Below are 26,172 nucleotides of genomic sequence, written 5' to 3' on the forward strand. Positions count from 1 at the left end.
CTGAGCCCGGCCGGCACGGCAGCGCGGTGGAGGCGAGAAAGGTTCCTTCGGCCCTCGGGCCGGGGACGGGTGACCCTGGGCAGACCGTCGCCGAAGTGGACACGATGGTCGAAGGCCGGACGCCCGCATCGCGCAGACCCGGCCGGCCGGCGAGAGGGCAACGCATGCAGATCCAGATCAGCACGGACCGAACCGTGCCCGGCGGCGAGGAGCTGATCCGGCACTTCGAGGGGGAGCTGGCCGCCAAGCTGTCGCGGTTCAGCGACCACATCACGCGGCTGGAAGTCCACTTCAGCGAAGAGTCCGCCGCCGCCGACGGAATGGACCGCCGCTGCGTGCTCGAGGCCTGGCCGGCCGGACGGCGGACGGTGGCCGTCAGCCACCACGCGGGTTCGGTCGCCGAGGCGTGCCGGGGTGCCGTGCACAAACTCGAGAGCGTGCTCGAAGGCGTGTACGGGCGGATGGACCACCACAAGGGCGGGGACTCCATCCGGCACCAGGGCGGGCGTGCCGGGTCATGACCGTCCACGATGGACAGATTTCCGCCGGCGAGCCGATCGTGCCGCCCGTCGTCATCGACTTCCCGCGCCCTCGCCGGTCGCCGGTCCACCGGCACCAGGATCTGACGATCACCGTGGAGTGGCTCGGTGGGACGCTGGTCGTCGCCGTGGACGGTGACGTCGACCTCTGCACGGCGCCGATGCTCCACGACATCCTGGAAGCGAACTTGAGCCGGACGCCGCGGCGGGTGGTCGTGGACCTGTCACTCGTCCGGTTCCTGAACACCGCCGGGCTGGAGGTGCTGCTCGACGCCCACCGCCGGGCCACCCCGGGCACCGATGTGCGGCTGGTCGCCACGACGCGCGCGACCTGGCGGCCGCTGCAGCTCACGCGCACGGATGAACGCCTGCACGTCCACACGTCGCGGGCAGCGGCCATCGCGGCGCCGCGATGGGCGGCGGCGGACACCGGCTGACCGCGGGACCCCGGTTCCCTGCCTGCCCGCATCTGTGTGAAGCACGGCTCAGTTCCCGGTTCGCTCGCCGGAACCGGGTGGGCGGCCGTCGAGGATGTCGGTGGCTCGCACCAGGCTGACCTGCTCATCGGCGGCGGACCCCTGCCGGCGGATGGGCACCCAGGTGGTGCTGGTGTGCTCGTCGCGCAGGCTGTGCCCCGCGACGTTCCCGGTGACCGCCGACCTGCCTGCGGCGTCACCGCGGCCGTGCTGGTCCTGCTCGCCGTGGCCGGGCACCGCACCCGGCCGGATTCCGCTGGATGGGCCGGACCGCACGAATCCTGGCCGCGGTCACCACGCCGGCTCGGTCGCGATCACGACCACCTCGCTGGTGGCGGTCACCGCGGGTGGTGGACGTAGGGACTCAGTCGCTCGGCCAGTGCCCCGCGAGTCGTGGCGGCCACCGGGCCGGGCCGCTTCCGGCCGGTGTGCCGTCCGGCGGCGGTGTCGGTGACGAACTGCGCGACCGCGCGCGGGTCCGGTACGAGGTCGCCGCCGTCGTGGTGGGCGATGACGACCGGGTCCTCGGCGGGATCGGTTTCCACCGCGAGCGACCACCCCCGCCGTTCGTTCCACACCAGCATGACGTCGTGGTCGGGCCGGTCGATCCACCGCTGGGGCAGCCCGAGGTAGGCGGTGGCCGTGTCGCTGATCTCCACCGTGGTGCTTTCGTCGGGGACGCCGACCGCGGCCGCGACCGCCCGCACGTATTCGCCCAGGCTGCGTTCGAGGTTCCGGGCGTCGGGTTCGGGGTGCTCCATACCCGCCCACGCTAGAGCGCCTGCACACGGGCGGCAGAGTTGGTGCACGGAAAGTCATCTCGCGAAGCCCGGCGGCCCGCTCGTGGTATCCCACGGTTTGGGTGGCCGTCGGCGGGCTACTCTTGTGGTGATCGCCCCGGTCCCTGGCGGACAGGTACGTCAGCGGAAAGAGCGATCGCGATGACACACACGGTGGAACGTCCGGCCGGCCGGCAGCTCAAGGCCGCGGAGCCGATGCTCGCGGGCGAGAAGACCCGCACCGAAACCTTCCTGGTCAAGCTGTTCGCGGTCGTGCCGCTGCTCGCGTTGGCCGTGGCGGTGCCGTTCGCGTGGGGGTGGGGCCTGGGCTGGACCGACGTCGCCCTGACGGCCGGGTGCTACTTCCTGACCGGGCTCGGGGTGACGATCGGGTTCCACCGTTACTTCACCCATGGCGCCTTCAAGGCGAACCGGCCGCTGCGGATCGCGCTCGCCGTCACCGGCAGCATGGCCATGCAGGGCCCGGTGATCGGCTGGGTCGCCGACCACCGCCGCCACCACGCCTACGCCGACCGCGACGGCGACCCGCATTCCCCGTGGCGCTACGGCACCACTGCGGGCGCGCTCGCGAAGGGCTTCTGGCACGCCCACATGGGCTGGCTGTTCGACCGGCGGAAGACCAACGCCCAGCGCTTCGCGCCCGACCTGCTCGCCGACCGTGACATCGTCCGGATCGATCGCTGGTTCCCCGCGCTCACCGTGGTCACCCTGCTCGCGCCGGCGCTGATCGGCGGGCTGGTGACGCTGTCCTGGTGGGGCGCGCTGACGGCGTTCTTCTGGGCCGGCCTGGTGCGGGTGGCGGTGCTGCACCACGTCACCTGGTCGGTGAACTCCCTGTGCCACCTGATCGGCGACCGGCCGTACGCCGCCCGGGACAAGTCCGCGAACTTCTGGCCGCTGGCCATCGCGTCCATGGGCGAGTCCTGGCACAACTGCCACCACGCCGACCCCACCGGCGCCCGCCACGGCGTCCGCCGCGGCCAGCTCGACCTGTCCGCGCGCGTCATCTGGTTCTTCGAAAAGCTCGGCTGGGCCACCGATGTCCGCTGGCCCAGGCCCGAACACCTGGCCGGCAAGCTCAACCCCGGCTACCGCTGAGCGCCCCGCAGGCTCGGCGAGCGCGGGCACCAACCACGGTTCATCCCCGATCTCGAACCCCGTCCTCTAGACTGTGAAGACGCCCCGGACCTCGGCGTTCCTGGTTCTTCCCCACGCTTGCCGCTTGGCAGGCGCCGTGCTGGGACGGTGAGGCGTACGACTGTGGGACGCGTGGCAGTGGTCGGCCTGGTCGGCCCCGTCTGCGTCCTGGCCACGATCGGTGCCCTGACGCTGCCGGGGAACGTCCTGATCGGCTGGGTCCTGCTCGGAGCCGGGGCGGGACTTCTCGTCGCTGTCGGCGCTCCGCGGTTTCGGCCAGGGCGGGTCACGGCGAGCGGTCCGGATCTGCGCCTGGGCGCGGCCACCGCGTCGGCGTTCGTCACGGCTTGCCTGGTCATCGCCGGCCTGCTCACCACCGTAGGCGGCGGCCTCACGGCGATCGTCCTGGTGCTGCTCGTGGTGGGCGGGGTGTGGGCCGGCTACCACCGCCGGCCCGCGCCGTCCGTCTCGCCCGAGCCGCACAGCGTTTCGGCGCCGCGCCCCGCGGCTCGCGTCCTCGTGGCCGACATGGCGACCGAGGAACTGTGCGTGGCTTGGCGGCGCAGCTACTTCCTGCTGCTGCTCGCCGCCGACGGGCCGGCGCGTCGGCTCGTCGTCGAGCGCCGCCAGGACTTTCTCGACGAGATCGAACGACGGGACCGCCGCGGATTCCTGAGGTGGCTCGACAGCGGCGCGCAGGCCGGCAGCGATCCGGGGCCCTACCTGACGACCCGGAACTGACCGAGGGGAGCGCCTCAGGCCGGTGGTCGACACCGCTCTCCTCGCGTCGGCGGTGTCGGGCGATCTGCGGGTGAGCCGGCACCGGGCGCCGGCCTCGCTGCGGCGGCACCTCGCCGGACCCCCGGTGCCCTGATGAAGGACGTGGGTAGGATCGGCGAACGCAGCCGCGGTAGCGGTGCTGATCCGGACTCGAGCCTGTCCGAGTTGGTGTGGCGATCACGAACACCGACCCGAAGGGGACCGGATGCGGGATGGTGAAACCCGCGGGTCGTGGGGTCGCGGTGGCTGAGATCGAAGTCCTGCGGGAGAACGTGCTGACTGCGCTGGGCGAGCGTGGTGCGGGCAGCGGGGTCGACGTCATCGGGCGGGTGTGCCGGGCGTGTGTGCGCCTGCTGCCGGTGGACGGCGCAGCGGTGTCGGTGATGGTCGATGCCGGGCACCGCGAGGTCGTCTACGCCAGTGACGCGGTGAGCACGGCGCTGGCGGAGTTGCAGTTTTCCCTCGGTGAAGGGCCGTGTTTCGAGGCATACGTCGTCGGCGGCCCCGTCCTGGTGCCGGATCTGGCCGCCGGGCCGCCACCGGCGTGGCCGGTGTTCGCCGCCGAGGCCGCGGCGCACCCGGTGGCCGGGCTGTTCACGTTTCCGGTGCAGATCGGGGCGGTGCGGGTGGCGACCCTCGACACCTATCGCGCCACACCGGGTTCGCTGACCGCCGGGGAGTTGTCGACGGCGTTGCGGGTGGCCGACATCGCGGCGCTCGCGTTGTCGGGGCTGCGGGCCGGAGGTGGCCGCTGGCTGGACGGGGACGGGCGGTGGATGGAGAGCGCCGGGATGCGGTACCGGGAGGTGCACCAGGCCACCGGAATGTTGATCGCGCAGCTGGATCTGCCCGCGTCGGTCGCGTTGGCCCGGTTGCGGGCGTATGCGTTCGGGCACGGGCGTCCACTGCTCGAGGTCGCGGGCGACGTCGTGGCCGGGCGGCTGCGGTTGGACGAGGAGTTCGGGCGAGGGTCACCATGAAGGCAGCTGATGGACGAGGAGATGGTGGGCATGGCCGACCGTGAACGACAGGTGACCCGGGCGTTCGTCGCGCTGGCGGACACGCTGGTCGACGACTACGACGTCGCCGACCTGCTGCACACGCTGGTGCAGCAGTGCGTGCAGCTGCTCGACGTCGCCGCGGCCGGGCTGACGCTGGCCGACGAGCGGGGCGGCCTGCAGGTGCTCGCCTCGTCCACCGAGCAGGCGCGGCTGATCGAGCTGTTCCAGCTCGACATCGACGAGGGCCCGTGCGTCGAGTGCTTCACCACCAGCACCCCGGTGCTGGTGGCCGACATCGCGGCGCAGGCCGGGCGGTGGCCGCGCTTCGCCGCCGAGGCGGCCAAGGACGGGTTCGCGTCGGTGCACGCGCTGCCCCTGCGCCTGCGCAGGCAGACGATCGGGGCGCTGAACCTGTTCGGGTTCGACCCGGGCGAGTTGTCGGCGGACGACGTGGCGCTGGCACAAGGGCTGGCCGACACCGCGACCATCGGCATCCTCCACGAACGGGCCGTCCGCCAGGGGGAGGTGCTCTCCGAGCAGCTGCAGACGGCGTTGAACAGCCGGGTGATCATCGAGCAGGCCAAGGGCGTGCTCGCCGTCAGCGGGCAACTGAGCATGGCGGCGGCCTTCACGGCTTTGCGCGGCTACGCCCGCCGGAACAACCTCCGGCTCAGCGACGTCGCTCGTGCCTTGGCCGACCGCGAACTCGGCCCAGCCGTCGTGCTGGCCCCCGCGGCGACGAGCCACTCGCCCTGATCGGTCCTTTGTGGACAGCGGAGAAAGGTGCCGAACGGTCCGCACCGTGGTGACCAACGGCTCTCGCGGCGGAGACGCCGTGCCGTGATGCTGAAGACGCACCGACCGGCTGTCGACGGCAGGGAGTTCCCATGCGGTTCCGCGATCGCCGCGAAGCCGGCGAGCGACTGGCACTCCGGTTGCGTCCGCTGCGCGGCGACCGGGCCGTAGTCCTCGGCTTGTCCGAGGGCGGGCTGGTGGTGGCCGGCGAGATCGCCGACGTCCTCGGTGCGCCGCTGGACATCCTGCTGACCGGCCGGATCGAGGCCGCCGGGCCGCCGCCGACGACGCTCGGCGCCGTCGGCGAGGGCGGCTTGGCCGTCTGGGACCACGACGCCATCCGCCGGTTCGACATCGAGCCGGACGAACTCGCCCGGCTCGCCGACGGGGCGCGAGCCGGACTGGCCCGGCAGGTCGCCGTCTACCGGCGCACGGTGGCACCGGTGCCGATCGCCGGCCGCACGGTCGTCCTCGCCGACGACGGCGCCGCCACCGGCACGACCGCGCACACGGCGATCCGCGTGCTGCGGGCCCGGCAGGTCCGCCGGATCGTGCTGGCCGTCCCGGTCGCCCAGACGGACGTCGTCGACCGGCTCGCCCGCGAGGTGGACCAGTTCACCTGCCTGCGTCCGATCCCTTGGCTGCACGCGGTCCGCAACAGCTACCGGAAGTTCTCCGCGGTCGCCGACACCGAGGCACTCGAACTGCTGCACCGCGAACCCCGCCGGCCGACCGAGGTCCGCCGGTGACGTCCACAGTGCTCTGTCCGTTTCGGATAGAACACCGTGGAGTTCCGGGTTAGCGGTCTTCGGCCCGGATCCCGTTCACGGCCGCCGGTGGTGGCACGATCGCGGCCGTGACGGCCGGTCCTGGCCTGACCGCGGCGGCGCTCTCGCGGGCGAGGAAGGCCCCTGCAGCGCGAGCGGGCGCGCCATCATCGTGTCCGACGCCTCGCCGCTGATGATCTTGGCGCGCTTCTCGCGTTCCGCTTCGGCCTGCCGGGCCATGGCCCGCCAGGAGAGCCAGCAACGCGGCGACGATGACGATGATCACGAGAACGTTCATGGTGCTCCCAAGGTGGCGATCGACGCCGGCGCAGGGCCGGTGCCGGATCTGGGGCATCCGTTCACCGTGGTCCTTCCCGGCCGCGCGGCCCAGAGTCGCGGGACCTTTGTTCCGGGGTCGTTCGGCGCGGGCGGGCGTAGCCTGGGGCAGTGGCCGACCGCACGCAGCACGATCTGCCCGTCATCACGGTCTTCCTGGTCGACGACCACGAACTCGTGCGGCGCGGGGTCGCCGAACTCGTCGACGACGAAGCCGACCTGACGGTCGTCGGGCAGGCTTCGTCGGTGGCCGAGGCCTTGGCCAGGGTGCCCGCACTGCGCCCGGACGTGGCGGTGCTGGACGTGCGGCTGCCCGACGGCAACGGGGTGCAGTTGTGCCGCGACCTGCGCGCGGCGCTGCCCGGTCTGCGGTGCCTGATGCTGACCTCCTTCACCGACGCGGATTCGATGGTCGAAGCGGTCCTGGCCGGCGCCGAGGGGTATGTGATCAAGGACGTGAAGGGACTGCAGCTGGTCGACGCCATCCGCCGCGTGGGGTCCGGGGAGACGCTGCTGGACGGCCGGGCGGTCGCCGCGCTGGTGGCCGAGTTGCGGGCGAAGACGGGGACACCGGGCCCGCTCGCGGGGTTGAGCGAGCAGGAGCTCGTCCTGCTCGACCTGCTCGGGGAAAGCCTGACGAACCGGCAGATCGCCGAGCGGATGTTCCTGGCGGAGAAGACCGTCAAGAACTACGTGTCGCGGCTGCTGGCGAAGCTCGGGCTGGAGCGGCGGTCGCAGGCGGCGGTGCTGGTCACCGGGATCCACGACGCGCAACGCCGTGCGGGCGGCTAGCGGCGAACGGGTGCTCGTCGCTGATCACGACGTCCTCGAGCGGCGCCTGCGCCGAGGACGGCACCGGGGTGCCGTGGCCGAGGCGCAGCATGATCTGGGGCCAGAGCCCGCCGCCGAGCAGCTGCCGCAGTTCACGCCGGGTCGCCGGCTCCGCCATCGCTTGAGAGGAGAGGGCCGCCGAAAGTCCGGCGGCACTGGCGGTCAGCAGGACCCGCTGCATGGCTTGGCCGGCCTGGAGCCGGCCGAGGGCGGTGTCGTGCAAGGTGCCGATGACCACGACCAGCCGGCCGGGTTCGACGTCGAGGTCGCTCCCGCCGCCGGGGCCGGGCGTCGCGGGCGGGGCTTCCGTGCGGCGCATGATCTCCCGCAGCTGTGGTACCAGGTCGGCGGTGATGGTGGCCAGCCACGCGCGTTCGACCTCGGCCGCTCGCCGCAGCTGCCGCTGCACCGCGTCCGGGATGACGGCGGCGGTGAAGGGTCGCCGGTTGCTCTGCCGATCGGCGATGGCCGCGACGAGCTCCCCGTCGCCGGGTGCGATCGTTTCGTACCCTTGCGGCCGCACGATGGCGAGCAGGTCGGGCCGGCCTGCCGAGGGGAAGATCCGGACGTCGGTGTTGCTGCCCTGCGCCTTGATCGCCAGCCGGAGGTTCAGCAGGGCGGCCCCGCAGTCCAGGAGCCGTTCCCGTTGCTCGCTGTCGGTCCCGGTGGTGAGCGGATCCGCGTACAGCTCGACGGAATCCGGCGTGCACTGGAACCGCCACGGCCGCGTGTTCCGCAGCGGCGGGGGAGCCGTGGCCGCGAGGAGGACGGATCGCACCTGGCTTGCGCTGAGGTTGCCGACGGGCATGACACCGGTCTTCATGGACGGCTCCGAACTCCTGGATTCCTGGATGCGCTTTGACCGTCCGCCCCGGCCGCGGGTTTCGCCAAGTGCCGAACGGCCCCGGCCTCCGGGTGAAGGTCGTCGGTTGCGAACCCGGTTCGGTTCGCCCCGGATAACGCCGCGGGCCGGATCGCTGTGCGAGTGTGGTGGCATGCCCGAACAGATCGGGTCGGGCCGGGACCGGATGGACGCGCTGCCCGCGGCCGTCCTCGCGTTTTCCGCCGGTCTGGAGCTCGAGACCACGCTGCACCGGATCGTGACCGCCGCGGCCGGCCTGGTCGACGCCCGCTACGGCGCGCTGGCCCTGCTCGACGAGGACGGCCGGACCACCGGGTTCGCCATCACCGGCGTCGACGACGCCACCCAAGACCGGATCGGCCCGCCACCGGAGGGCCACGGGCTGCTCGGCACGCTCGTGACCGGCCGGGCTGCGGTGCGCCTGGCCGACCTGGGCGCTCACCGGGCGCGCGGTGGCTTCCCGCCGGGCCACCCGGCGATGCGGAGCTTCCTCGGTGTCCCGCTCCTGGTGCGGGGCGCGGTGCTCGGACGGTTGTACCTGTGCGGCGAGCAACCCTTCACCGCCGACGACGAGCGGGCGATCGTGGCGCTGGCCGCGGCCGCCGGGATCGCCGTCGACAACGCGCGGCTCTACGAAGAGAGCCGGAGCAGGCAGCGATGGCTGGAAGCCACCGGGGAAATCTCTGCCGAGCTCCTCGGCGGCACCGACGTCCACGAGGTGCTGCACCTGATCGCGAGCCGGGCCGCCGAACTCACCGGCGCGGAGAACGCCCTCATCGCGCTGCCCGTCGAACCCGGCGGGGCGCTGGTCGTCACGGTGTGCGCCGGACCGGACGCCGACCTGCTGACCGGCCGCCGGATCCCGCTCGGCGGATCGACCTCGGGTGCGGTGCTGCGCGATCACGTGCCGCGCAGTGTGCCGAGCCTCGCGTTCGACCTGGGTCACGACGTGGACCTCGGGCCGGCACTGGCGGTGCGGCTGCGATCCGGCTCGCGATCGGGCTCAGCGGTGCTCCTGGCGATCCGCGCCCCCGGGGCGCCCCGGTTCGACGAGCACGAGCTCCAGATCGTGTCAGCGTTCGCCGACCAGGCCGCGCTGGCCCTGCGGGACGCCGAAAGCCAGGCCGCCCGCCGCGAACTGGACGTCGTCGTGGACCGCGACCGGATTGCCCGCGACCTGCACGACCAGGTCATCCAGCGGCTGTTCGCGGTCGGCCTGGGCATTCAGGGCACCCGCCGCAGGACCGGCTCGCCCGCGCTCACCGCGCGCCTCACCCAGCACATCGACCAGCTCCAGGACGTCATCGAGGAGATCCGCGGCGCGATCTTCGACCTGCACGCCCAACCGGAAGCCGGGCGGGGCCTGCGCGCGCGCCTGCAGAACACGATCACCGAGACGACCGCCGACTCCGCGATCCGTACGACCGTGCGGCTGTCGGGATCGTTCGACCGGGTGCCCGCCGGCCTGGCCGAGCACGCCGAGGCCGTCGTTCGCGAAGCTGTCAGCAACGTCCTGCGCCACGCGCGTGCCGCCGAACTGGCGGTCACCGTGTCCGTGGACGGTGACCTGGTCGTCGAGGTGTCGGACACGGGGATCGGAATACCGGAAGCCGTGGCCCGCAGTGGGCTCCGCAATCTGGAGCGGCGCGCCGCAGAAGCGGGCGGGTCCTTCCGCGTCGAGAGCCCGGCCGGCGGCGGCACGCGTCTGATGTGGACGGTCCCGGTGCGCTGACACCGGTCTGGCGGCCCGGGGGAGCGCCCGGCACCGGCGGCGCCGGGTGCACCCACGCTCGGTCACCGCGTTCGTTCGGGAACTGTGTCCATGGTGTGCAGCAGTTGCACAGCGAGTGCCTGGCAGGCGGTGGCGGACAGTTTCGTGTTCTCCTTCAGAACGTCCTGCACCAGTTTGACCCGCAGGTCGTATCGGGAGACAAAGGTGGCATCCGTGGTCATGGTCTTCCTTCACATTCGTCGTGCGCGTGGGCGCCGATCGGCGGGGGGTGCGTGGTGTCGTCCACGGCGGTGTCGAAGGCGCGTTGCGCGTCGTCGAGGCCGGTTTCCGGCGGGACGACCCGCAGGGTCAGCCGCTGCCGGTCCCAGCCGATCACCGTCAGGGTGCCGGTGTGCTGCGATCGGAATCCTTCGAGCCGGACGACGCTGTCGTCGAAGGTGATCCGGCGGGTGGACGCCGGCCAGTCGGCGAGATGGTGGGTGACCCGGTCGATCCGTCCGAGCCGGGCGGTCACCGCCGTGAGCAGTGCGGGCAGTTCGGCGGGCAGGTCGCGGCTCCGGGGCCACCACGCGCCGTCGACCTCACCGGTGGCGGGAGCCGCCGGCTTCAGCGACAGACGTGCTTCGGTGGCCGGCGGAGGGGAAAGGGTGGTGTTCGGGCCCGACGGCATGTCGGTGCTCCCGCCCCCGGCCGCGGATACCGGCCGGATTGGGGCCGAGGACGGCGCGAGTTTGACCACTCGCGCACGAAATGCTCTCGGACACACCGAGCGTACACGACGGCTGCGCAGGGTGTGACACTGGCTCCTTGGCGGTCGCCGGCGGGATGCGCCGGCGCACAGTGTTCACTGTGGACTTCAGGTCACCACATTCGCCGGGCCCGAGGTTCGGCTGCCTGGGCCGGCGGGACGGGCCGGCGGCCGTGGTGGATCGCCGATGCCGTCGGCGGGTTCGAGCCCGAGGGTGGCGAGCAGCAACGCGCAGTCGTCGGCGTCGTTGGCCGCCGATGCCGCCGCTCGGGCGCCGTGGTAGCGCTGTTCGCGGGTGAGTTCCCACCCGGTTTCCTCGAGTCGGGGTGGGGGGCGCCTCATCGGCGCGGGGACGGGCGTGGGCGACTCGGTCCTCGGAACGCCGCAGTGGTCATCGGTCCTCCATCCGGTATCGGCAGCCTCCGGGGCGCCACCGGGGGCAGGGGCGGGAGATGCGCCGGCGACTGATAGAGGCGCCGGCTGCCGGACGTTTCAGCGTAGCCCTGACTGTGTGTTGTGGGATGGCGAAGCGTGCAGCGAATTCGTCACGCTCGGGACGAACCGGAATACTGCGATCTGATTCGCGTTGCCGGGGATCCCGGCTCGGCCTCGGCGCGGTGGCGCCGGCGGCGTCCGCCGTCGGCCAGCAGTGGGTGAGCGCGACGCCCAGGAACTGCTGTGTCCCTCGGATGAGCCGGTCCAGGCGCGCCACCATCGCGTCGTCCTCAGCGTGCCGCCGCCGCGGCGGCGGCCGGTGATGGTGAGTTCCCGCAGCGCCTGGCAGTGAGGCGATCGGCTCCTGGAGCGGACGCGTTTCCGGTTCGACCTGCGACCCCACCGGATCTGCCGCCCGGCCAGGCATCGCAGCGTCGTCACCCGGCCAGGTCGCCCGCCGGCGCCGGGTTGGCGCTTCCGGCGGGTTCGGAGTCGTCGGCGAACGCGCTGAAGGTGAATCGGACGGTACCGGCGGTCGTCGACGGCGTGATGATTCCCGCGGTGTCCGGCCGGTCCAGGCGGTCGAGGAGACGGGCGAGGGCTTCAGGTGCGCCGACCGGCTCGGTCTGCGTCTGGGCGAGTGTGCGGTGCAGGATGCCGATGTCCCAGCCGCTCCCGGCGCCTCCGCTGCCGGCGGGAACGGTCATGGTCGCGTCCAGAAGCCACCGCGGTGACTTGCCCGGGAGTGACGGGGTGGCGTGCGCGGTCAGCCCGACGATCTGGTCGGCGCGCAGGAGGCCGTCGCTGAGGGTGCGGATCCAGACATTGTGCAGGCCCATGGCTTCTCCGTTCGTCTCGAGCGCTGCGGGGTCAAAGGCGGTATCGCCAGGCGGCGCGCACGACGGCCGCCACGCACCCGGCGACGGTGGTGCTGAACAGGATCACTGAAATCAATCGTGTACTCCGGATTGCTTGCGGGACACGGAGATCAGAACTCCGTGTCGGCGCCCGCGGGCGCCTTCTCTTCTGGCTTGTCGGCTACGACGGCTTCGGTGGTCAGGAACAGCGCCGCGATGGACGCGGCGTTCTTGCAGCGCGGACCGGGTGACCTCGGCCGGGTCGTGGGCGCGCACCACTTCTACTCCAGCACCACATTGCGGCCTCGCGGGCCCAGCGTCACCTTCACCGTGTCGGCGGAGGTGTTCATGCCGCGTTCGAGACCGCGGCGCGCGTCCTCGTCGAACGCGATCATCTTCGCCATCGTGGTCGTCCTCCACATCCAGCACGCACTCCAGCGCCGAGCCGGCGCCCGCGACGGCAGAACTGCCCCGCAGTCGGGCAGTCCCACCACCCCGGCATTACTCGAGCGGGCGTCCGGCACCGCTTAGCACTCCACAGTGCCGAGTGCCAAATCCGATTTAGCACCCGGCACGGCGTCCTCGCAACCTTCGGCGGAGTGAAGGACCTCAGCACCACTTGGCTGGTCGCTCGGAGGTGAACGCGACCGGAGGTAATCGAGGTGTGCGCCCATCCCTTCGATGACGCGCTGCGGACCGCAACACAGGCTGTGCGGCAGGCGGCAGGCGGCCGGCGGAGTGTCGTGTCAGGGTTGTCGGCCGACGCGCTGCGGTGCGCCGGCACTCTCCGACGCCGGGGAGGATCGCGCTCCGGCCGGCGAGACGATCCGGGACATCGTCGACGACCTCCGCACCATCGCCCGCTACCTGAAGACCACGGACGTCCCGCTGGAACCGGCCGACGACGACCTCCGCGCCCTGACCGCGCAGCCGAATCACCGAGATGGTCACCGGCAGGGTGAAGCCGCGTCGCTTCCCCTGCCCGCCGGCACCGGATGAGGCTCGCGCCGGTCACGCCCCGGCTCGAATGTGCACGAACGGGCGCAAGGTGCGCGGACGGAGTCGAGCAGGTCGCGGGCCAGTTTGCTGAGCTTGGCGTTCAGGGATTGCTTGACCAGCCGGAGCGGTTCGCAGGCGCCGGCAGAGGCTTTCGCGCGGCTCCGCGCTTTCGTCGTCGCGCTGAGCGACCACGGCAGCTGAGCTCGGCCGGGCGCGCGCGGGAGCGGGCTCTGGCACGTCCCGCGGGCGGACCAGGCCGGCGTCGAGCGATGCTGTCGGGCCGAATCACGTGTGTCGAACACGGCGACGCGCGGATCCGGTTCGGGCGCCCGTCCACAGGTGTCCCTCGCCGGAGATGGGCCTGCAGCTCCGGCGAGCGGTCGCAGCAGATTATCTACGTCTCGTGCTTGACACAATCTGCACTGCTGGCTATAAATTTTGGTGTAGTGATGACTGGCCTGGTGTCGAGAAACCGGACTTCCAGGGGAGTGATCCACGATGCCGGGCACTGCTGGCCGTGTAATGGACCGCGAGTTCGCCGATCTGGTGTGCGCGGATCCGGCCTGGCTGCGTGCGGAGTTCGACGCCCTGGTGGCCGCCTCCTTTCCGCCACTGCAGTCCGCGCGTGGCCGAGGATCCGGGCCCGGCTCGAGCGCCCGGACACCGGCCGAGGACCCTGCGGTCCGGCCTGCTCGGCTTCCTCGATCGGCCGCGTGCAAGGAGCGGTGGATGCGGCAGCGTTCCCCTCCGCGAAGAACCGCATGGTCGTGGTCGTCGCGCAGTTGATCGAGAGGCAGGTGATGTCTCGCCGCGGCACCGACGTCCCGCCTCGCGGCGAAACCGGAAGGGCTGCTTGCCTCCATTCCGGGCGGTGCAGACCCCGTGAACGGCTCCCGCCAGCGCGTCTCGTGGCGCATTCTCGTGCGGCAGTCCTTCCGGCGAGCCGGGACGCGTGCCGCGGCCTGTCCGACCGCGATCCACCACCGGGGATCGCGGTCGGCGGAACGCACGTGCCCGGTGGCCGAACTCATCTGGCTTTGCGGACAGGCCCGGGGAACCGGGGTCCTGCACACCTGGTCCCGGCTCAAGGTTTCGGGCGCTGGACCTCGACGCTGGGGTAGGGCGAGGGCCCGTTCAGCAGCGGCTCGGGGCGGGTGCCTGTTGCGTGGTCGAGGAACGCGCGGAGGTAGGCGTTGGTGATCGATAGGGCTTCGCGTCCGTCGATCGGTCCGAGGGCGAGCAGGAAGCCGATCGGTGCGGCGAGGTAGTAGGCGCCGTAGTCGGTGAAGTTGAAGTGCTCGGCGCCGGTGATCCGGTAGCGCCAGACGGGACCGGTGCCGGCTTTCACCAGCGACAGGGCGGTGTCCCGGTCGGCCTGGTCGCCCGCGGCGGCCGGTTCGCACGTTCCGGTGACGCAGGAGCTCTGGCCGCCGATGATCATCATCGGCCGGTCGAGTCCGGAGTGGACGACGCTGCCGTATTGCGTGCCGTCGAGATCGGCGGCGCCCGCGCACTGGGGGTCGGTGTGACAGGCCTGCAGTGCGGCCGCGCCGCCGAAGGAATGGCCGATGTAGACGGTCTTGGTGGGGTCGACGTGTCCGGCGAATCTCCTCTCCGCTGCGGCCTGGGTTGCGGTGAAGCGGGCGTCGGCCGCCCAGACGTCGACCAGCCGGTCGCCCGCCGCCTGCGCCTCGCCGGTGTGCAGGTCGGCAGCGTTGGATGCGGAAGGGTTGCCCGCCTCGTCGGCCGGCACGGTCGCCCCGTCGAGCACGGTCAGGTTCGCGCTGTAGGTGGGGGTGACACCGGCGACCAGGTAGCCGGCGGCGGCGAGGTCTTCGGCGATCGTGGTGTACTGCGGTGCGGCGAAGCCGAGGCCGGGTTCCAGGACGACGACGGGGAAGCGGCCGGCGGCGACGGGGGCGTCGGCGACGGCGTGGACGCGGACTTGGTCGAAGCTGGTCTCGCCCCACCCCGGCGGGGCGCTCATGTGCAGTCCTGCCCAGGCGCCGGGGGTGTAGGGGGCCGGTTTCGCGTCCGCCTCGGGGGAGGCCGGGTACCACAGCCAGACCGACAGCCGTCGTGGCGTGCCGGGGTGCGGGGCCAGCGGATCGGTGCGCGCGTGGTCGGTCCATTCGGTGATCGCGCGGCCGACGGAGTAGGGGCCGGTGGGGGCGGGCAGGGTGACCGGCCGGGCCGCCCGGATCGCGGCGTAGCCGGCGTAGGCGCCGAGCCCGGCGACCACCACCAGCGCCATGACGAGCAGGATCCGCGTCGCGCGGCGGAGCCGTCGACGGCGGCTCGGGGTGCCATCCATGCCGGGATAGTACACGCCGCGTAGTACGTGTCGCGTAGTACGCGGCGTGTACAGTGGGTCTGACGTCGAGAGAGGAACGCATGCACAGCAAGGACGCGCAGATGCTGGTCCTCACGGCCCTCGCGGAAGGCCCGATGCACGGGTATGCGATCAACACCGCGATCCAATCCTTGACCGGGACCCGGCTCGGACCAGGCAGCCTGTACGGCGCGCTCGCCCGGCTGGAAGCGCGGCGCTTCATCGAATCGGCCGGCGACCCGTCCGAGGAGCAGCAGAGGCAGCGAACGGTCCGGATCACCACCACGGGGCGGGCGGCGCTGCGGGCGGAGCTCGAGCAGATGACCAAAGTCGCCCGGGCCGGCCTTCGCGCGTTGGGGAGTGCTCCGGCGTGAACGTGCCCGCCGTCTTGGCTGCGCTCTATCCGCCGGCGATCCACCGGCGGTGGGGAACCGAGATCGCGCAGGAAGCGCGCCTGGCCGGGCCGCGCTCGTGGTCCGACACGGTCGTCGGAGCCGTGAAGCTGTGGCTGCACCCGAGTGAGTGGCCGGAGCCGGGTTCCGGTGAGACCAGCCGCGTGCTGGTCACGGCGTTCGGCGTGGTCATCACGGCGTCCGGGCTGCTGGTGCGGGCGTTCGGTGCCGGTCGGCTGAGCGTGAATGCCGCGCAGCTCGCGGCGGGGGTGTGGCTCGTGCCGGTCGTGGCCGGGGTCGTGCTGGCGGCGCCGCTGCTGCCGCTGAAGAGGAGCGCATTCGGGCGGGCGTTCGCCGTGGCCGCCCGGACTCTCGTGGTGCCTGCCGCGGCGGTCGCGGCGCTTCTGTTGCTCGCCCGTACCGGCCTGGCCGACCATCTGACGGGGCTGCCAAACGTGCTGGTGGTGACCTACTACTGGGTTACCTTGGGCTTCGTCGGATTCCACCTGTGCCTGCTGGTGGCGCGCATCGGCCGCGTCGCCGTCCTGCCGAGCCTCGAGCGCCTGCGGCTCGCGTTGCTGTGCGGCGGCACCGGGTTCGCGCTCGGTGCCGTACAGGCTCTCGTCGCGGCCGGCCCCAGCGGTGTGCGTGCCGACGCGGTGGTGCTGGCGTCCGGCCTTGCCACCCTCGCCGTCGCGCTGATCAGCGTCGGCCGGGACTTGCGTGGCGTTCCCCGGCCAGTGCGATGCGGGCGGTGTCCGCGGGGTCGGACTTGGCGTCGGTGACGCCGCGCCGCCTGATCCCTGCCCGCACGGTGCCTTTCGCGCGCCGCTCAATCCATTGTGGACGGACCATGTCCGAAAACCCTGTCATTCTCGTGACCGGCACGAGCGAAGGCCTCGGCTACGGGACCGCCCGGCTGCTCGCCGCCGGAACGACCACCGTGATCGCGCACGCCCGCACCGCGGAAGGAAGCCAGGCGGCGTGCGAACGGCATCGACGTCCTGGTCTGCGCCCGGTGATCAGCGAGCCGCGTCCGGACGAGCTGACGGGCGACCGGCCGGTGCGCTGACGGCGCGTTTGTGGGCGGTGTCCACAGCAGCCGACAGTGTGGCGATGTCGTAGGCGCCGTAGTGCCGCCGTCCGTTGACGAAGAACGTCGGCGTGCCGGAGACGCCGCTGAGGTCGGCCGACTCGACGTCCGCCGCCACCTGGGCAGCGCCGGTGTGCCGGCGGAGATCCTCGCGGAATCGGTCGACGTCGAGGCCGAGTTCCTCGGCGTGGTGGACGAGGTCACCGGGGCGGAGTGTGTCCTGGTGGGCGAACAGCAGGTCGTACATCGGCCAGAACGCCCCCTGCTCGGCGGCGGCTTCGGCGGCCTCCGCGGCCAGCTGGGCATACGGGTGGACGTCGGACAGCGGTAGATGCCGCCACACGTACCGGACGTCACCCCGGCAGGCGAGCAGGTCCCGGATCACGGGTTCCGCCTGCCCGCAGTACGAACACTGGAAATCGCCGTATTCGATGACCGTGACCGGGGCGTTCTCGGGGCCGCGGCTGTGGTCGCTGTTCGGGTCGACCGGTGCGGCGAGGTCGACGAGAGTCTCGCCGGTGCCGAGCAGCGCGCGGGTACGCCGATGTGACGGCAGCAGCCCGGTGACCCAGGAGAGGACCCACGTGCCGGCCGACGCGACCACCGCGGCGGACAGGATGCCGAGCTTCGCCTCCTGCAACTGCTCGCCGGTGAAGGAGAGCGACGCCACCAGCAGGGCGACGGTGAAGCCGATACCGGCGACGGTGGCGCCGCCGGCCACGGCCGCCCAGCCCACCGGTGGGCGAAGCCGACCGCGGCTGAGCCTGGTGACGAGCCACGAGAGGCCGAGGATCCCGAGGGGCTTCCCGAGGGCGTACCCGAACAGGATCCCCAGCGTGATCGGCGCTGTGTAGGCGCGGGCGAGGAAGCCGGGGCTGATCGTGATGCCCGCATTGGCGAGCGCGAAGAGCGGCACGATCACGTAGCTGGTCCACGGGTGGAAGCGCTGCTGGAGCAGCTCGTTCGGGGAGAGCGCCGCGGCGACGCCGGTCTGTGCCGACCGGGCGAGCTCCGGGGTGGGCTGTTCGCGGAAGAGCCGGAAGACCTCACTCGCCCGTTCGAGGTCGCCGCGCGCGGCCGGGTAGGCGAAGGTGAGCATCCCGATCGCCAGGCCGATCACCACCGGATCGACCCCGGAGAGGCTCAGCGCCACCCACGCCGCCGCGCCCAGCAGCGCGTACACCAGGCCGAGCCGGACTCCGGCGGCGCGCACGAGCAGGACGACGCAGAAGACGCCGAGCGCGACGAGCAACGGCGCGACGGTCACCTTGCCGCTGTACACGGTCGCGATCACCACGAGTGCGACGAGGTCGTCGACGACGGACACGGTCAGCAGGTAGGTGCGCAGCCGCGCCGGCAGACGGTGCCCGGCCAGCGCGAGTATCCCGAGTGCGAACGCCGTGTCCGTGGAGATGACCACGCCCCAGCCGTGGGCGGAGGGACGTCCGGCGTTCACGGCGAGGAAGATCGCGGCCGGCACGAGCATCCCGCCGAGGCCGGCGGCCAGCGGCAGCGCGAGCCGTCGCCGGTCACGCAGCTCGCCCAGGTCGATCTCGCGCCGCGCCTCCAGCCCGACGACGAAGAAGAACAAGGTCATCAGGCCGCTGTTCACCCACCAGCGCAGGTTCTCCGAGAGGCCGTGGTCGCCGACGCGGACCGACAGCCGCGTGGCCCACACCGCCTCGTACGACGCGGGCTGCACGTTGGCCCAGACCAGCGCGAGGACCGCGGCGGCCAGCAGCACCACCGCACCGCCGGTCTCGGTGCGCAGGAACGCACGCAGCGGGGTCCGGACGTTCCGCGCCCACGCGGTCCGCTCGGCGAAGGTCCGGCCGGATACCTGGCGTTCTGCCATCCCCGCTCAGCTTGCCGCTTGCGACGCCGCGGCCCTGACGCCGAGGCCGTCCAGGGTGAGCGGGTGGCGCGGCGGGTGGGCGATGATGATGCGCCGCATGCAGGTGAGGTGGTCGTCGACGTGCAACAGCTCGCCGGGGCGCAACGGCTGCCAGCCCGGGTCCTCGTCCATCCGCTCACTGGCCACCACCACCGCGGCGTACTCGGACAGCGCGCCGGAACGGGCCCGGATACCGCCCGCAGTGCTCGCGTGCTCGAGGCGCCTGTCGCCGTGCGGGCCGCCGGGACCGCGTCGCAGCAGGAACAGGTCGTGGGTGTCGGGGTAGCGCAGCGCCCACAGCTCGGTCGGCGTGGTCAGGATCAGGTTGATCGCGTACACGGGCAGGTTCTCGGCCACCCACCGGGCCGCCGCGGTGATCGCGGCGGTGACGTCGCCGCTGTGCGCGTCGATCTGCTGGGTGATGAGGGCGAAGAACCGTTCCGAGTCGGTGTCACCGATCACCAGGTCGCGGTAGTCGCCGAGGTGGGCTTCCAGCTTCGGCAGGTCGGCGAGCACGCCGTTGTGCGCGAACAGCCGGCCGCGTTGCTCGAACGGGTGGGTGTTGCGCGGTTCGAGGCCGCCCGTGGCGGCGTAGCGGAGGTGCGCCAGGAACGTCGCCGACTCGCGTTCCTTCGCTGCACGGGCGAACTGCGGGTCCTGGCAGGCAGCCTGCTTGTCCACCATCGGCGTGCCGTCCACACCGAACACGCCCAACCCGGTTCCAGCCGGCTCCTGGCGGCTGTGCTGCGCCAGGCCGTCCGGCGCTTCCAGTAGCCGGAACGTGGCGCGCACCCGGTGCGGGGCGGCCGACAACCCGAACAAACGACACATGGCGGACCTTCAGTCTCGAGGCGGGCCGGCGTGGGGCAAACGCCAGCGGAACGGCGTGATGAGCTGGTCGACGGCGGGTTGCGGGCCCCAGGTGCCCGGCTCGTAGGGCTGGACCGGGGGAGGGTCGTCCAGGAGCGGGCCGGAGATCTCCCACAGGCGCTCCACCGCCGCGGCCTGGGTGAACAGGGACTCGTCGCCGAGCATGGCGTCCAGGATGAGCCGCTCGTAGCCTTCGAGACTGTGGGCGGCGCAGAACGAGTCGGCGTAGCGGAAGACCATCCCGGCGGCACCGAGCCGCAGCTGCGCGCCGGGCTCCTTGGCCAGGAACTCGACAGTGATCGAGCCGGGGTCGGCGAAGTCGATGACGAGCTCGTTCCGCCCGTCCCGGGCGCCGGCCGGGAACATCCGCAGCGGCGGTTCGTGGAAGCCCAGCGTCACCAGCTGCCGGCTCGCGCCGAGCTTCTTGCCGGAGCGCAGGAAGAACGGGACGCCGGACCACCGCCAGTTGTCGATCTCGACCCGCACCGCCGCCATGGTCTCGGTTTGGGAGTCCGCGGCGACACCGTCCTCGTCGCGGTAGCCGGTGTACTGGCCACGCACGACGTGCTGCACGTCGATGGGCCGGAGCGCGTCGAAGACCTTGGCCGTCTCCTCGCGCAGGTGCCGGGCGTCCAGCGCGGTGGGCGGCTCCATGGCCAGGAATCCCAGTACCTGCAGCAGATGCGTGACGATCATGTCCCGGTAGGCACCGGTGTGCTCGTAGAAGCCGGCGCGGCCCTCGATCGAGAGCGTCTCCGGCACGTCGATCTGCACGTAGCTGATGTGGTTGCGGTTCCAGACCGGCTCGAACAGGCCGTTCGCGAACCGGAAGGCCAGGATGTTGTCGACGGACTCCTTGCCGAGGAAGTGGTCGATCCGGAACACCTGGGACTCGTCGAAGACCGCGTGGACCGTGTCGTTCAGCGCGCGAGCGGATTCCAGGTCGGTGCCGAACGGCTTCTCGATGATGACCCGCGACCCGGGCGCGAGGCCCGCGGCGCCGAGCATGGTGACCGTCGGTTCGAAGGCGGCTGGTGGGACGGCCAGGTGGAACAGTCGTCCCGGTGCGCCACCGATCTCCTTCTCCGCCCGTTCGATCGCGGCGACCAACGCGGTGGTGTCGTCGGGGCTCGCGCCGGCGAAGGAAAGCGTCTGCTGGAACGTCTCCCAGGTCTCGCCGTTCGGCTTGCTGGTCCCGAACCGCTCGACTGCTTCGCGGGCGAGGTCGCGGAACTGCTCGTCGCTCAGGGTCCGCCGGGACGAGCCGATGATCCGGTACCGGTCGGGCAGCAGGCCGACCGCGGCGAGGTGGAACAGCCCGGGCAGCAGCTTGCGCGCGGCCAGGTCGCCCGTCGCCCCGAACAGGACGACGACGTGGTTCTCCGGTCGGGCTGATCCCGACACTCGCGACGATGTCACTGTGGCCTCTTCCGCGACGACGGACACGTGCTTCAGTTCCCGCTGCCCTGCGCGGCGGCGGCCACGGGCTGCCACGCACGCCAGGAGGCCAGCCGGGACTCGTAGTCCGCGGTCGCGATGCCCAGTGGCGCCTCGCCGAGGAACAGGCGCAGCGGCGGGTGGGGGGAGTCGACGAGCCGCAGCACGGCGTCGCGGGTCGCGGCCGGGTCACCGGGTGTGAAGCGCCGGGCGCGGGCCTGCACCGCCTGCTCGTGGACCGGTTCGTAGGCGGGCAGCACGGTGGCGTGCCGGGCGGACGGCCCGGCCCAGTCCGTCGAATAGCCGCTCGGCTCGATCAGCGTGACCTTGATGCCGAACCCGGCCACCTCCTGGGCCAGGCTCTGGCTCAGCCCTTCCAGCGCCCACTTCGACGCGTGGTAGGCGCCGGTGTTCACGAACGCCGAGATCCCGCCGATCGAGGACACCTGCAGGAGGTGCCCGCTGCCCTGCTCGCGCAGGAAGGGCAGGGCGGCCTGGGTGACCCACAAGGCGCCGAGCAGGTTCGTCTCCAACTGCGCCCGGATCTCGGCTTCGCTGATCTCCTCGACCATGCCGAACTGCCCGTAGCCGGCGTTGTTCACGACGACGTCGAGCCGCCCGAAGTGGTGGTGTGCCTGCCGTACGGCGGCGAAATCCGCGTCGCGGTCGGTGACGTCCAGCCGGATCGGCAGCATCGCCTCCCCGTAGGTGGCCACGAGATCGTCCAGGCTGGAGACATCGCGGGCCGTCGCCGCCACCGTGTCGCCGCGGTCCAGTGCCGCGATCGCCCACTCGCGGCCGAAGCCGCGCGACGTGCCGGTGATGAACCAGGTCTTCGCCGTCATCGCAGGTCCTTCCTCAGTCGGTTCCCGGGCTCTTGCCGAGTTTGTGGGTCACCACGATCATCGCCCCGAACAGGGCCACCGCCCAGACGGCGAGCACCGCGATCGGCTGGAGGTGCTGGCAGTTCGCGAAGTAGACCGCGTTGCGCAGCGACGTCACGGTGGCGCCGGAGGGCAGCCACTGCGAGACGAACGCGAACGGGGCGGGCAGCAGGGGTGGTGCGACCGCGCCGCCGGAGGAGCTGTTGCCCAGCACGACGAAGAACAACCACGTCGGCACGATCGCCCAGCGGCCGATCAGCACGACCATCAGCGAGCAGAACGACGCGACCGCCAGGATGTGCAGCGCGAGGATGCCCCAGCTCTCCAGAACCGGCAACGTGAGCCGGTGCAGCAGCAGGCCGTCGACGAGCGTGAAGACCAGCGACGCGCCCACCGCCAGGCCGGCCACGAACGCCGTCCACCGGCGCGGCGAGAACGGACCCGCGTTGGCGCCCACCTGGAAGACCGTGATGAACCCGACGATCGTCGCGACGAGCATGAGGTAGAAGATCTCCACGCCGTTCGGGTCGTGCGTCCCGAGCGGACGCGTGTCCACCACCCGCACTGCCGGATCGGCGACGGCGACCTGCTCCAGCACCCGCGCGACGGACGCTCCGGCCGCGCTCGCCACGTAGAGCGTCGGTGTCGGCGCGGTCAGGTCCAGTGCCGCGTAGACATTCTGCTCGTCGACCGCGTGCAGCGCGTCCGCGACCGAGGCATACGGGTGGAAGACCAGGCCGTCCTGGGCGACGCGCTGCACCGAGTCCACTGTGGACTCGTGCCCGGCCGGGTCGCCGACGAGCGCGGCTTCGATCCGGTGCGGCACCGGGTCGCCGAGCGCGAGCGAGTACGACGCGACGAACAGCGAGCCCATGACGACCGCCAGCGCGGCGATGACGACCGCGCGTCGCGTGGCGGACCGGCGGTGCTCTGTCGGAGCGCTCATCGAGCCTCGTCTTTCTTCGTCGATCCGTCTACACCAGATTTCCGGACCGGGCACCGTCCGGCATCGACGCCACCGGGCGAACCGGCTGCCCGCTAACCCGATTCGGGTGATTCCTGCTGGCCGGTATGCCGTCGGTCCAGGTAGCGGGCTCACCCCCGATTCACACCCACCCGTAATCTCCGATGGCAGGATTACCTCTGGCAGGCGCGACAAATGCAGGCGTTGTCGCTGGCCGTGCACATTCCCCTGGTCTGCTTCGGAATCGTCTTTCCCGCGGTCTCGGGTTCACGCTCGAGGGTTTCTCGTTCTTCCTCGAGGCGATCTTCATCGCGATCTACGTCCACGGCTGGGACCGCATCCCGCCACGGCGGCATTTCCTGGCCGGCATCCCGGTGGCGATCGCGGGTGTGGCGGGGTTTCGCCCTCGGCTACCACTGGGCCACCTGAAGGTCAGCGCCTGATGGGAAGGCTGACGGTGAGCGTGGTCCCCTCACCGGCGGGGCTGGCTATTCCGATCGTCCCGTCGAGGGCGTCGACGCGGTCGGTCAGCCCGATGAGCCCGGAGCCGCGGCTCGGGTCGGCGCCGCCTCGGCCGTTGTCGCGGATGGCGAGTTCGAGGATGTCGTCCTGGATCGCGACCGTCACCTGCGCCGTCGAGGCGTGCGCGTGTTTCACGATGTTGGTGAGCGCTTCGCTGACGACGTAGTACGCGGCCACCTCGACCGGTACGGGCAGCCGCCCCCGGGTGCGCAGCTCGAGGTCGACCGGGACGGGAGATCGTCGCGCGAGCGTCTTGAGGGCGGGCGTGAGGCCGCCCTTCGCCAGGGCCGCGGGGTGGATGCCACGGGAGATCTCCACCAGCTCGTCGAGCGCGTTCGCCAGGCCGTTCGCCGCGTCGGTGAGCTCGTCCTTGAGCCGGTCCGCTGGTGAGACGGCCGCCTCGATCGCTCGTATTTCCAGGATCGCCGTGACGAGCTGCTGCTGCACCCGTCGTGCAGATCCCGTTCGATCCGGCGGCGGGTGTCGTCCGCCGCGGTGACGATGCGGGCGCGGGAGGCGGCGAGCTCCGCCCGGCTCCGGCCGAGCTCGGCCGTCCGCTCGGCGACCTTCACCTCGAGCTGGTCCCTGGTGTCCCGGAGCGCCTCTTCGGCCCGTCGGCGTTCCTGGATGAGCCGGGCGTTCTCGAAGGCCGTCGCGGCGTGGTTCGCGGCCAGTGACAGCAGCAACTGCTCGAACGCGGTCGGGAAGCCGCGGCGTTCGCTGGCGGCGGCGACCAGCCCGCCCTCGCCGTCGACACCGATGCGGAGGACGACGCCCTTCGCCGAGTCGTCGCCGGCATCGACCACGATCGGCGCTGCCTGGAACCGGACGCTCGTGGCGGCGTGCCGGGCCAGCCAGTCCGGAAAGCCCGGCCACCCCGTTCCCCGCGTGACGTCGACCGCGCCGGCACCGTCAAGATCCCGCAGGCGCACGAACGCGAAGTCGACCTGCAACAGCTCGACCAGCGTGTCGGCCAGCCCCGCCGCGACGGCCGGCGGTTCCCGGCCGACCCACATGGCCGGAAGGGCCGAGAGCGCCACCAGATCCCTGAGCACCGCGTTCAGGGTCTCGGCCTCGGCGTCGACGGGCATTCAGCGCGCCGCCCGCGATCGCTGCTCCCGCAGCTCGGCGAGAAGCTGCTCGGGTTCCACGTAGAAGGGATTCTCCTGCAGCAATCCGCCGATGATCACCACGGGATGCGTCCGCAGGGCATACACGATCGTCCGTGCGCCGAACTTCGACAGGTCGTAGGCGCAGATCACCACGTCGTCGTACTTCGGGACGACGTAGTTGACCCGCGTCTCGAACTCGATCATGTCCTCGATGCCCGGCAGGTCCGCGAGCGCCCACTCCATCTGCGCGAGGAATCTCGTCGGGGCGTACCCCGAAGCGGGCCCGGACCGGAGCACGTCCTCGAATCCCTCGAACCAGACGTCCTGATCGAAATGGTCCGCGCTCAGCGGCCCGTCCTCCCAAGGGTGTACTTCGAGCTGCCCGGAGCCGATGGCGTCGGCCACGTCGACACCCGCGTCGGCAAGGCGGGCGAGGTGGTCCTCCCGCCGCTCGGGGTCGACGAGGTGAAAAGCCCGCTGCCCTTGGGAGAAGCCGTCGGTGATGAACGACCGGAGCACGCTGTAATGCTCGTCCATGCTGGTGAACAACGCACAGATGTGACGGTTCTGCCCCAAGGTTTCCGGCGGAATCCGCAGTGAGGTCTCGTTGCCTGTCATGGCCCCCGCCTTCGTCTGGAAATAGACGAATTGCAAAGAGGGAGTCTACGCCGGACCGCAACCGTGAGCCTCGTCCTGATGGGGTGATCCGCGTGGTCACCTGCTAGCGGTAGAGCTCGGTCACGGTGGCGATGTCGGCCTGGGCCGGGCCCGAGGCAGCCGCCTTCTCGTAGCGGCTTCGCACCACCGCGGCCGACGGGAGCTCCACCTCCGCCGCGTGCGCGACACCGATGGCCAGGCCGGCATCCTTGGCGCCGAGCCCGGTGGACCACCAGCCCTCCTGCGAGCCGGTCAGCACACCCTCGAAACGGTTCTTCAACCCCGGCGCGACCATGGGACTGGCGCTCAGCAGCTCACGGAGCTGGTCGTCACTGAGGCCGCCGGCCCGGCCGACCGCGAACGACTCGGCCAGGGCGACCACCTCCGACAGCAGCAACAGGTTGGTCGCCAGCTTCGCGGTGATGGCCATCGGCGCGGTGTCGTAGCGGCGCACGGTGCTCGCCAGCGGCGCCAGCACCGGCTCGAGGCGGTCGACGAGGTCGCCGTCACCACCCGCGAGATACGTGGCCTGGCCGGCCCGCACCACGACCGGGCTCCCCAGCACCGGCACGGCGAGGAAACGAGGCGAGAACTCGGCGGCCAGCTCGCCGCTCAGCGTGGGCGACACCGTCGAGCAGTCCACGTAAACGGTCCCGTCGGCGATCGAGGACCGCAGCTCCCCGAAGGCAACAGCCCGGACGGCCGCGTCGTTGGCCAGCATCGTGATCGCGACCTCGGCTCCCTCGACGGCCTCGGCGACACTGTCCGCTTCCCGGCCGCCCGCCGACACGATCTCGGCCGCCCTGCCCCGGGACCGGTTCCACACCGTCACCCGGTGGCCGCCCTCGAGCAGCCGCCCCGCGATCGCGCGACCCATCCGTCCCATCCCCAACACCGCGACGTCCATTGCAGCCTCCTCA

31 protein-coding genes are annotated in these 26,172 nt (G+C 71.7%); 15 read left to right on the forward strand and 16 right to left on the reverse strand.

Annotated elements, in window-relative coordinates; genetic code table 11:
* Positions 1-164 precede the first annotated feature (164 nt).
* Together OG738_RS29735 and OG738_RS29740 are read left to right on the forward strand one after the other, a co-directional pair.
* A complete protein-coding gene (locus OG738_RS29735; protein WP_329045778.1) occupies positions 165-521 on the forward strand; it encodes an HPF/RaiA family ribosome-associated protein in 357 nt (118 codons plus the stop codon).
* Positions 518-976 carry an STAS domain-containing protein gene (locus tag OG738_RS29740; RefSeq protein WP_329045779.1) on the forward strand — a complete coding sequence of 153 codons (459 nt, stop codon included), beginning with the start codon at positions 518-520 and terminating at the stop codon, positions 974-976. Before OG738_RS29735 ends, OG738_RS29740 begins: the two co-directional genes overlap by 4 nt.
* 48 nt (positions 977-1,024) lie before the next feature.
* On the opposite strand, the gene OG738_RS29745 is transcribed toward OG738_RS29740, so the two are convergent.
* The gene (locus OG738_RS29745; RefSeq protein WP_329045781.1) at positions 1,025-1,291 is read right to left on the reverse strand and encodes a hypothetical protein; all 267 of its coding nucleotides are present in this window, start codon (positions 1,289-1,291) and stop codon (positions 1,025-1,027) included.
* Between the two features lie 62 nt (positions 1,292-1,353).
* Entirely contained in the window at positions 1,354-1,776 is a 423-nt protein-coding gene (locus tag OG738_RS29750; RefSeq protein WP_329045782.1) for a DUF6292 family protein, read from the reverse strand.
* A 180-nt stretch (positions 1,777-1,956) separates the two neighbouring features.
* Between OG738_RS29750 and OG738_RS29755 the strand changes: the two genes are divergently transcribed.
* The 6 genes from OG738_RS29755 to OG738_RS29780 all read left to right on the forward strand — a co-directional run bounded on the left by OG738_RS29755 (position 1,957) and on the right by OG738_RS29780 (position 7,423).
* Positions 1,957-2,913, forward strand: coding sequence for an acyl-CoA desaturase (locus tag OG738_RS29755; protein WP_329045784.1), 957 nt, complete (start codon positions 1,957-1,959; stop codon positions 2,911-2,913).
* A 171-nt stretch (positions 2,914-3,084) separates the two neighbouring features.
* Positions 3,085-3,693, forward strand: coding sequence for a hypothetical protein (locus OG738_RS29760; protein WP_329045786.1), 609 nt, complete (start codon positions 3,085-3,087; stop codon positions 3,691-3,693).
* 281 nt (positions 3,694-3,974) lie between these two features.
* Positions 3,975-4,712 carry a GAF and ANTAR domain-containing protein gene (locus tag OG738_RS29765; protein ID WP_329045788.1) on the forward strand — a complete coding sequence of 246 codons (738 nt, stop codon included), beginning with the start codon at positions 3,975-3,977 and terminating at the stop codon, positions 4,710-4,712.
* Between the two features lie 30 nt (positions 4,713-4,742).
* Positions 4,743-5,489: a GAF and ANTAR domain-containing protein gene (locus OG738_RS29770; protein WP_442875960.1), complete on the forward strand. Its 747-nt coding sequence runs from the start codon at positions 4,743-4,745 to the stop codon at positions 5,487-5,489.
* A gap of 131 nt (positions 5,490-5,620) precedes the next feature.
* The gene (locus OG738_RS29775; RefSeq protein ID WP_329045790.1) at positions 5,621-6,277 is read left to right on the forward strand and encodes a phosphoribosyltransferase; all 657 of its coding nucleotides are present in this window, start codon (positions 5,621-5,623) and stop codon (positions 6,275-6,277) included.
* 465 nt (positions 6,278-6,742) lie between these two features.
* A complete protein-coding gene (locus tag OG738_RS29780) occupies positions 6,743-7,423 on the forward strand; it encodes a response regulator transcription factor (RefSeq protein WP_329045791.1) in 681 nt (226 codons plus the stop codon).
* Here OG738_RS29780 and OG738_RS29785 read toward each other — a convergent pair.
* Complete coding sequence (locus tag OG738_RS29785) at positions 7,383-8,285, reverse strand: hypothetical protein (protein ID WP_329045793.1); 903 nt, start codon at positions 8,283-8,285, stop codon at positions 7,383-7,385. The genes OG738_RS29780 and OG738_RS29785 overlap by 41 nt on opposite strands.
* 172 nt (positions 8,286-8,457) lie before the next feature.
* Between OG738_RS29785 and OG738_RS29790 the strand changes: the two genes are divergently transcribed.
* Positions 8,458-10,056: a GAF domain-containing sensor histidine kinase gene (locus tag OG738_RS29790; protein ID WP_329045794.1), complete on the forward strand. Its 1,599-nt coding sequence runs from the start codon at positions 8,458-8,460 to the stop codon at positions 10,054-10,056.
* Positions 10,057-10,118: 62 nt separating this feature from the next.
* Here the strand turns inward: OG738_RS29790 and OG738_RS29795 are convergent, their stop codons facing one another.
* From OG738_RS29795 to OG738_RS29810, 4 genes are all read right to left on the reverse strand, one after another.
* Positions 10,119-10,277, reverse strand: a complete 159-nt coding sequence (locus OG738_RS29795; protein WP_329045795.1) for a DUF6307 family protein — start codon at positions 10,275-10,277, stop codon at positions 10,119-10,121.
* Positions 10,274-10,726, reverse strand: coding sequence for a DUF5994 family protein (locus OG738_RS29800; RefSeq protein WP_329045798.1), 453 nt, complete (start codon positions 10,724-10,726; stop codon positions 10,274-10,276). The genes OG738_RS29795 and OG738_RS29800 overlap by 4 nt, the downstream gene beginning before the upstream one ends.
* A gap of 950 nt (positions 10,727-11,676) precedes the next feature.
* Positions 11,677-12,078: a hypothetical protein gene (locus OG738_RS29805; RefSeq protein WP_329045799.1), complete on the reverse strand. Its 402-nt coding sequence runs from the start codon at positions 12,076-12,078 to the stop codon at positions 11,677-11,679.
* 299 nt (positions 12,079-12,377) lie between these two features.
* A complete protein-coding gene (locus tag OG738_RS29810; protein WP_329057076.1) occupies positions 12,378-12,500 on the reverse strand; it encodes a hypothetical protein in 123 nt (40 codons plus the stop codon).
* Positions 12,501-12,777: 277 nt separating this feature from the next.
* Here OG738_RS29810 and OG738_RS29815 point away from each other — a divergent pair, with 277 nt between their 5' ends.
* Positions 12,778-13,095: a hypothetical protein gene (locus tag OG738_RS29815; protein ID WP_329045801.1), complete on the forward strand. Its 318-nt coding sequence runs from the start codon at positions 12,778-12,780 to the stop codon at positions 13,093-13,095.
* 1,084 nt (positions 13,096-14,179) lie between these two features.
* On the opposite strand, the gene OG738_RS29820 is transcribed toward OG738_RS29815, so the two are convergent.
* Positions 14,180-15,409 (reverse strand): alpha/beta hydrolase, encoded by a 1,230-nt coding sequence (locus tag OG738_RS29820; RefSeq protein WP_329045802.1) that lies wholly within the window; start codon positions 15,407-15,409, stop codon positions 14,180-14,182.
* 80 nt (positions 15,410-15,489) lie between these two features.
* On the opposite strand from OG738_RS29820, the gene OG738_RS29825 reads away from it, so the two are divergent.
* From OG738_RS29825 to OG738_RS29835, 3 genes are all read left to right on the forward strand, one after another.
* A complete protein-coding gene (locus tag OG738_RS29825) occupies positions 15,490-15,801 on the forward strand; it encodes a PadR family transcriptional regulator (protein WP_329045803.1) in 312 nt (103 codons plus the stop codon).
* Entirely contained in the window at positions 15,798-16,604 is an 807-nt protein-coding gene (locus OG738_RS29830; protein WP_329045805.1) for a hypothetical protein, read from the forward strand. The genes OG738_RS29825 and OG738_RS29830 overlap by 4 nt, the downstream gene beginning before the upstream one ends.
* A 68-nt stretch (positions 16,605-16,672) precedes the next feature.
* Entirely contained in the window at positions 16,673-16,891 is a 219-nt protein-coding gene (locus OG738_RS29835; protein WP_329045806.1) for a hypothetical protein, read from the forward strand.
* On the opposite strand, the gene nhaA is transcribed toward OG738_RS29835, so the two are convergent.
* From nhaA to OG738_RS29860, 5 genes are read right to left on the reverse strand one after another with little or no spacing between them, the layout of a single operon-like run.
* On the reverse strand, positions 16,842-18,767 hold the full coding sequence (nhaA, locus tag OG738_RS29840) for a Na+/H+ antiporter NhaA (protein WP_329045808.1): 1,926 nt from the start codon (positions 18,765-18,767) through the stop codon (positions 16,842-16,844). The two genes, OG738_RS29835 and nhaA, sit on opposite strands and share 50 nt — an antisense overlap.
* A 6-nt stretch (positions 18,768-18,773) precedes the next feature.
* On the reverse strand, positions 18,774-19,637 hold the full coding sequence (locus tag OG738_RS29845; RefSeq protein ID WP_329045809.1) for a class II glutamine amidotransferase: 864 nt from the start codon (positions 19,635-19,637) through the stop codon (positions 18,774-18,776).
* 9 nt (positions 19,638-19,646) lie between these two features.
* Entirely contained in the window at positions 19,647-21,080 is a 1,434-nt protein-coding gene (zwf, locus tag OG738_RS29850) for a glucose-6-phosphate dehydrogenase (protein WP_329045810.1), read from the reverse strand.
* A gap of 47 nt (positions 21,081-21,127) precedes the next feature.
* Positions 21,128-21,958: an SDR family oxidoreductase gene (locus OG738_RS29855; protein WP_329045812.1), complete on the reverse strand. Its 831-nt coding sequence runs from the start codon at positions 21,956-21,958 to the stop codon at positions 21,128-21,130.
* Between the two features lie 13 nt (positions 21,959-21,971).
* Positions 21,972-22,943: a hypothetical protein gene (locus OG738_RS29860; protein WP_329045813.1), complete on the reverse strand. Its 972-nt coding sequence runs from the start codon at positions 22,941-22,943 to the stop codon at positions 21,972-21,974.
* Positions 22,944-23,125: 182 nt separating this feature from the next.
* Between OG738_RS29860 and OG738_RS29865 the strand changes: the two genes are divergently transcribed.
* Positions 23,126-23,404: a cytochrome ubiquinol oxidase subunit I gene (locus OG738_RS29865; RefSeq protein WP_329045814.1), complete on the forward strand. Its 279-nt coding sequence runs from the start codon at positions 23,126-23,128 to the stop codon at positions 23,402-23,404.
* Here the strand turns inward: OG738_RS29865 and OG738_RS29870 are convergent.
* A complete protein-coding gene (locus tag OG738_RS29870) occupies positions 23,394-23,930 on the reverse strand; it encodes a sensor histidine kinase (RefSeq protein WP_329045816.1) in 537 nt (178 codons plus the stop codon). The genes OG738_RS29865 and OG738_RS29870 overlap by 11 nt on opposite strands.
* Positions 23,931-23,935: 5 nt before the next feature.
* Here OG738_RS29870 and OG738_RS29875 point away from each other — a divergent pair, with 5 nt between their 5' ends.
* Positions 23,936-24,160: a hypothetical protein gene (locus OG738_RS29875; protein ID WP_329045818.1), complete on the forward strand. Its 225-nt coding sequence runs from the start codon at positions 23,936-23,938 to the stop codon at positions 24,158-24,160.
* A gap of 414 nt (positions 24,161-24,574) precedes the next feature.
* On the opposite strand, the gene OG738_RS29880 is transcribed toward OG738_RS29875, so the two are convergent.
* Complete coding sequence (locus tag OG738_RS29880; RefSeq protein WP_329045820.1) at positions 24,575-25,213, reverse strand: MEDS domain-containing protein; 639 nt, start codon at positions 25,211-25,213, stop codon at positions 24,575-24,577.
* A gap of 103 nt (positions 25,214-25,316) precedes the next feature.
* Entirely contained in the window at positions 25,317-26,159 is an 843-nt protein-coding gene (locus tag OG738_RS29885; RefSeq protein ID WP_329045821.1) for an NAD(P)-dependent oxidoreductase, read from the reverse strand.
* Between the last annotated feature and the right edge of the window lie 13 nt (positions 26,160-26,172).

Origin of the sequence: Amycolatopsis sp. NBC_01488 (assembly GCF_036227105.1) — a bacterium.
In the GTDB taxonomy this organism is placed as follows: Bacteria; Actinomycetota; Actinomycetes; order Mycobacteriales; family Pseudonocardiaceae; genus Amycolatopsis.

Excerpts from the sequence above, each read along its gene's own strand:
- OG738_RS29800 (WP_329045798.1), bottom strand. The coding sequence starts at position 10,726 with ATGCCGTCGGGCCCGAACACCACCCTTTCCCCTCCGCCGGCCACCGAA.
- OG738_RS29820 (WP_329045802.1), bottom strand. The coding sequence starts at position 15,409 with ATGGATGGCACCCCGAGCCGCCGTCGACGGCTCCGCCGCGCGACGCGG.
- OG738_RS29815 (WP_329045801.1), top strand. The coding sequence starts at position 12,778 with ATGACGCGCTGCGGACCGCAACACAGGCTGTGCGGCAGGCGGCAGGCG.
- OG738_RS29865 (WP_329045814.1), top strand. The coding sequence starts at position 23,126 with ATGGCAGGATTACCTCTGGCAGGCGCGACAAATGCAGGCGTTGTCGCT.
- OG738_RS29735 (WP_329045778.1), top strand. The coding sequence starts at position 165 with ATGCAGATCCAGATCAGCACGGACCGAACCGTGCCCGGCGGCGAGGAG.
- nhaA (WP_329045808.1), bottom strand. The coding sequence starts at position 18,767 with ATGGCAGAACGCCAGGTATCCGGCCGGACCTTCGCCGAGCGGACCGCG.
- OG738_RS29775 (WP_329045790.1), top strand. The coding sequence starts at position 5,621 with ATGCGGTTCCGCGATCGCCGCGAAGCCGGCGAGCGACTGGCACTCCGG.
- OG738_RS29885 (WP_329045821.1), bottom strand. The coding sequence starts at position 26,159 with ATGGACGTCGCGGTGTTGGGGATGGGACGGATGGGTCGCGCGATCGCG.
- OG738_RS29795 (WP_329045795.1), bottom strand. The coding sequence starts at position 10,277 with ATGACCACGGATGCCACCTTTGTCTCCCGATACGACCTGCGGGTCAAA.
- OG738_RS29770 (WP_442875960.1), top strand. The coding sequence starts at position 4,743 with ATGGCCGACCGTGAACGACAGGTGACCCGGGCGTTCGTCGCGCTGGCG.
- OG738_RS29790 (WP_329045794.1), top strand. The coding sequence starts at position 8,458 with ATGCCCGAACAGATCGGGTCGGGCCGGGACCGGATGGACGCGCTGCCC.
- OG738_RS29825 (WP_329045803.1), top strand. The coding sequence starts at position 15,490 with ATGCACAGCAAGGACGCGCAGATGCTGGTCCTCACGGCCCTCGCGGAA.
- OG738_RS29860 (WP_329045813.1), bottom strand. The coding sequence starts at position 22,943 with ATGAGCGCTCCGACAGAGCACCGCCGGTCCGCCACGCGACGCGCGGTC.
- OG738_RS29880 (WP_329045820.1), bottom strand. The coding sequence starts at position 25,213 with ATGACAGGCAACGAGACCTCACTGCGGATTCCGCCGGAAACCTTGGGG.
- OG738_RS29835 (WP_329045806.1), top strand. The coding sequence starts at position 16,673 with ATGTCCGAAAACCCTGTCATTCTCGTGACCGGCACGAGCGAAGGCCTC.
- OG738_RS29785 (WP_329045793.1), bottom strand. The coding sequence starts at position 8,285 with ATGAAGACCGGTGTCATGCCCGTCGGCAACCTCAGCGCAAGCCAGGTG.
- OG738_RS29845 (WP_329045809.1), bottom strand. The coding sequence starts at position 19,637 with ATGTGTCGTTTGTTCGGGTTGTCGGCCGCCCCGCACCGGGTGCGCGCC.
- OG738_RS29855 (WP_329045812.1), bottom strand. The coding sequence starts at position 21,958 with ATGACGGCGAAGACCTGGTTCATCACCGGCACGTCGCGCGGCTTCGGC.
- OG738_RS29755 (WP_329045784.1), top strand. The coding sequence starts at position 1,957 with ATGACACACACGGTGGAACGTCCGGCCGGCCGGCAGCTCAAGGCCGCG.
- OG738_RS29750 (WP_329045782.1), bottom strand. The coding sequence starts at position 1,776 with ATGGAGCACCCCGAACCCGACGCCCGGAACCTCGAACGCAGCCTGGGC.
- OG738_RS29740 (WP_329045779.1), top strand. The coding sequence starts at position 518 with ATGACCGTCCACGATGGACAGATTTCCGCCGGCGAGCCGATCGTGCCG.
- OG738_RS29805 (WP_329045799.1), bottom strand. The coding sequence starts at position 12,078 with ATGGGCCTGCACAATGTCTGGATCCGCACCCTCAGCGACGGCCTCCTG.
- OG738_RS29810 (WP_329057076.1), bottom strand. The coding sequence starts at position 12,500 with ATGGCGAAGATGATCGCGTTCGACGAGGACGCGCGCCGCGGTCTCGAA.